The sequence below is a fragment of the Nocardioides sp. CPCC 206348 genome, assembly GCF_048654705.1.
Taxonomy (GTDB): Bacteria; Actinomycetota; Actinomycetes; order Propionibacteriales; family Nocardioidaceae; genus Nocardioides.
In genome coordinates this window covers 1-3809 of the sequence record NZ_JBMCZA010000042.1, presented here as the reverse complement: position 1 = coordinate 3809, position 3809 = coordinate 1, and the positions used below count along the sequence as shown (strand labels likewise).

4 protein-coding genes are annotated in these 3809 nt (G+C 64.1%); 3 read left to right on the top strand and 1 reads right to left on the bottom strand.

Features of this window, described 5'->3' with window-relative positions; genetic code table 11:
* Positions 1-484, top strand: a 484-nt coding sequence (locus ACOADB_RS01185) for a hypothetical protein (RefSeq protein ID WP_378596096.1), incomplete at its 5' end; no start/stop codon positions are given.
* Between the two features lie 57 nt (positions 485-541).
* Here the strand turns inward: ACOADB_RS01185 and ACOADB_RS01180 are convergent.
* Positions 542-865, bottom strand: a complete 324-nt coding sequence (locus tag ACOADB_RS01180) for a pentapeptide repeat-containing protein (protein WP_378596095.1) — start codon at positions 863-865, stop codon at positions 542-544.
* A 677-nt stretch (positions 866-1542) separates the two neighbouring features.
* Here ACOADB_RS01180 and ACOADB_RS01175 point away from each other — a divergent pair.
* Both ACOADB_RS01175 and ACOADB_RS01170 read left to right on the top strand, forming a co-directional pair.
* Entirely contained in the window at positions 1543-2721 is a 1179-nt protein-coding gene (locus ACOADB_RS01175) for an IS110 family transposase (RefSeq protein ID WP_378596094.1), read from the top strand.
* Positions 2722-2767: 46 nt separating this feature from the next.
* Positions 2768-3520, top strand: a complete 753-nt coding sequence (locus tag ACOADB_RS01170) for a hypothetical protein (protein ID WP_378596093.1) — start codon at positions 2768-2770, stop codon at positions 3518-3520.
* Positions 3521-3809 lie beyond the last annotated feature (289 nt).

The window sequence follows — 3809 nt, the reverse complement described above, 5'->3', positions numbered from 1 at the left end:
CGCCTGGGTCGCGATCAGTGGCCACGTCCATGCCCGTCGCGCGCTCGCCCAGTTGGAGGACCTGGACGCCACTCCCTCCGCACGGTTGACAGAGGACGACGACTGGCACGTTCGTGAGGAACTTGCCTGGGCCACTCCGCACGCCGTGATCGTGGCGCAGTTGTTGCGCGACGCCCATCCCAGAGTCCGTGGCAGCCTCGCCCTCAATCCCCTGACGACGGACAATCAACGTCGGACGCTGGCTCAGGACCCAAACGCCGAGACCAGGGCGATTCTGGCCAGCTCCGACAGGAACCCCGACGACGTCTACTTCGAGCTCGCTCGGGACAAGTCGACCAATGTGAGGTTCTGGCTAACCGTGCATGGCACGAACCGACCGTTGATGAAACTCCTCATGAAGGATCCGAGCGACATGGTCGCGAACACCGCTCGCAACAGCCTGCGAAGGCCTCCGCGTTCGGATGTCGTCATCATCGACCGATAGAAGCTGTCAGCGGGGCTCTGCAGCAGACCGGACGACAATGTGGTCGGACTCAGCACGTCAGTCTTTTGGCCACCCAACGACTCGATCCGTGGTCACTCGTTTCAGGTTGGCGCCCGTCCAGGTCGCGCCAGTTACGTCGCACAGGCCGTACTCCGGATCATGGGTCATCACGAAACTGAACACGGCCTCGGTGAGGTCGGCTCCGCTGAAGTCGACGCCTCGTAGGTCGCAGCCTGCGAAATGGGTGCCGCGGATCGAAGCACCTCGCAAGTCAGCACCCGAGAAGTCGCACATCTTGAACATGAGGCCATCAAGAGTCGCCAGACGGAAACTCTGACCAGAGAAGTCCTTCTTCTCGTGCAAACCGTGAAAGGCCACCATGGATCGATTCAATCACTCGGAGTCTCGTTCTGTGACCGCGAGCAGCCTGGCACGCGGAAGCCGTGCGAGGCATCCGATCCGCGGCATGAGCGGGCGGAAGTCGTGCCCTACTCCACCTCGGCCGTGACTTCGTCAGTACGGCGAGCCACGTAGGCCTCGAAGTCCCGCAGAGCGAGGACGATGTCGTCGACCGAGAGTGGCACTGCGCCGCAATCGTCCGGCGCGCAGTTCCTGGGCTCCGAGGCGTCAATGAGGGAGATGCCGCTGACTGAGCCATCGTCGTGAACGGCAGTACAGAGGACCGGGTGGTAAGCACAGTCCTCATAGATGGTTCCCACAGCGATCTCGCCGGGTTCACTAGGTGCTGGGACCATGCTCAATGGTCGCACCTCATCCTTGTCTTAGCGGCCGACCAGCGGCATTGTCGGGCGTTCCGCCCCGACAGCGGCTACTTGTTTCATTGACCTCAGGACCGGTGTCTGGCGAGGCTCGGTCCAGGCGCCCGGTCCGTCGCTCTGATTGCGGCTGCCCACGCATGGTCGTGTGGCTCTCACATGGCTTGCGCGGGCCGGGTGTCGCCAGGGTCCGGAGAGGCTCAAGAGGGGTTTGCACGGCTCGAAGTAGCGTTGCCCTCCCGACTCGACAACCAGTGATGGAAGCGAGCATCGGAGGAGCACATGAGCAAGACGATCAACCGCGTCGTGGTCGGGATGGACCCACACAAGAGGTCGGTCACGATCGAGGTGATGGGCGCTGACGAGACGATCCTGGGTGGTGGCCGGTTCGCCACCGATGAGGCCGGGTTCGCCGACTTGAGGCGCTATGTCAACCAGTTCCCGGACCACATCTGGGCCATCGAGGGCTGCAACGGAATCGGACGCCACGTCGCCAACCGCCTCCTCGCCGAAGGCGAAACGGTGGTTGATGTCCCGCCCAAGATGTCTGCCCGGACGCGGGTCTTCGCGACCGGCCAGGGCCGCAAGACCGACGCCACCGACGCGCACTCCGTCGCGCTGGTCGGAACCCGGATGAGCGGGCTGCGTCCGGTCGTCAACGACGAACAACTCGCCGTGCTGCGGCTGCTGGTCGACCGACGCCGATCCTTGGGTGAGGAGCACACCCGCAAGACCTCACAAGTCCATGCCCTGCTGCTCGAACTCATCCCCGGTGGCGCGAAGAGAGATCTCTCCGCAGCCCAGGCCAAGGCCCTGCTCGCCACCGTGCGACCACGTGACATCGCCGGCAAGACCCGACGCCGCGTCGCTGCCGAACTCATCGGCGACCTCGAGCGGATCTACGCGAGGAAGAAGGCCGCGGACAAGGAACTCAAAGCCCTCATCACCGCGACCGGAACAGGGCTGTTGGACCTGGAAGGCATCGGGCCCTCAGGGGCCGCGCGTTTGCTTGTTGAGGTCGGTGACATCACCCGGTTCCCGAACAAGAACCACTTCGGGTCCTGGACCGGCACTGCGCCGATCGACGCGTCCTCTGGCGACAACGTCAGGCACCGACTGTCGCGTGGCGGGAACCGGCAGATCAACCGGGTCCTGCACATCATGGCCACCGTCCAGCTGCGTCACGACACCGAAGGACGTGCGTTCTACGACCGCACCAAGGCCCGCGGGAAGACCTCGAACGAATCGATGCGGCTGCTCAAGCGAAGGCTGTCGGACATCGTCTATCGCACGATGGTCAACGATGCGGCGCGGCACATGGCGACGGGTCCGGGAGGGCAACGGGGTAACGACTCTGACTCCAGCGCGACCGGCTCACAACCCCGAACCAGCTCTTCGGACAAGCCACTTCCCAGACCCGTCAGAGACAAGTCTAAGACTCCACTCAGACGAGCTTCTTGACACAGAGGGGAGCCATGTCCGAGCGGATGTCACCTATGGTTGGGCGATGAATCTAGCCCGGTCGGCGCTGCTGTTCGCTCTCGCGAGTGCCTCGCTCACAGGGTGCGGTGATGAGGCCGGTGGACGCGCGCTCGACGCGGATCCAACATCGTCTCCGACAGGTCTGATTAGCCGGACGCCCGTGGCCGTGGATGTCACGAGTTCAGCCCAGAAACTCTTTGCGACCGTGGACGCGGCACTCGCTCAGGAATCAAGCGTCCGGCAAGAGATTGGCAACCTGAATCCGCCAGCCCCCACAGTCCTGCTTCAGGAGTACGGCACCGAAGACGACTTCATCCTCGAGATGGACGTGCAACACGACCTGCTGAGCTTCGCGCGGGCGAACGGCGAGTACTTCGGCCGCACCTCAAGCAAGGAGCCTTGGACCAAGGCTCCCGGCCCGCCGCCGGCCGACGACGAGCATCTCCTCGCGGTAGTGGCACACAGCGATGTTCGCGAGGACTTCCAGCGGATGGCGGCTATGGCACGGAACCTCGAGTACATCGGCGATGAGCAAGTGGCCGGCCAGAAGGTGCACCACTTCCACCTTGAACTCAACTTGGCCGCAATGGGAAATCCAGCCATGGTGCCCGCGCTTCTAACGGGGCCCAGGCCGGCCGATCTTTGGATCGCGCCGAACGGGCTGCCTGTGCGCGTCGACGTGCGTTACAGCGAGCCTCTTGCCAACACGCCGGGGACGGGGACAAGCCGCACCGACTACTCCCGATGGAGCGAGGCCGTCGCGCCCGACCTGGGCTGAACAGCCAGTGAGGAGCGCCTGACTTTTCGATCTTCGCCGCCCGCACATCGGCATGACAGGACGCATCCCGTTCCTTTCGTCAGGCCGCAGACCACCCATCGCTGCCTTGCTCGCGGCCTCCCCATCGATGCTCGACCTGAACCGGCGTCCCCCCATCCACCGGCGCCAAGAACGAACTGGCACACACCTATTGCATTCCCGGCCGAGATTCGTCCCGATGAATCTCGCTGCACCTGTCGGCGCCGGCAGGTCCCCAGGGGCGCCTTCCGTCAGTGGAGGCGTTCGGGTT

Bases quoted from the DNA above. Each gene is read 5' to 3' on its own strand.
- ACOADB_RS01180 (WP_378596095.1), bottom strand. From the start codon at position 865: ATGGTGGCCTTTCACGGTTTGCACGAGAAGAAGGACTTCTCTGGTCAG.
- ACOADB_RS01175 (WP_378596094.1), top strand. From the start codon at position 1,543: ATGAGCAAGACGATCAACCGCGTCGTGGTCGGGATGGACCCACACAAG.
- ACOADB_RS01170 (WP_378596093.1), top strand. From the start codon at position 2,768: ATGAATCTAGCCCGGTCGGCGCTGCTGTTCGCTCTCGCGAGTGCCTCG.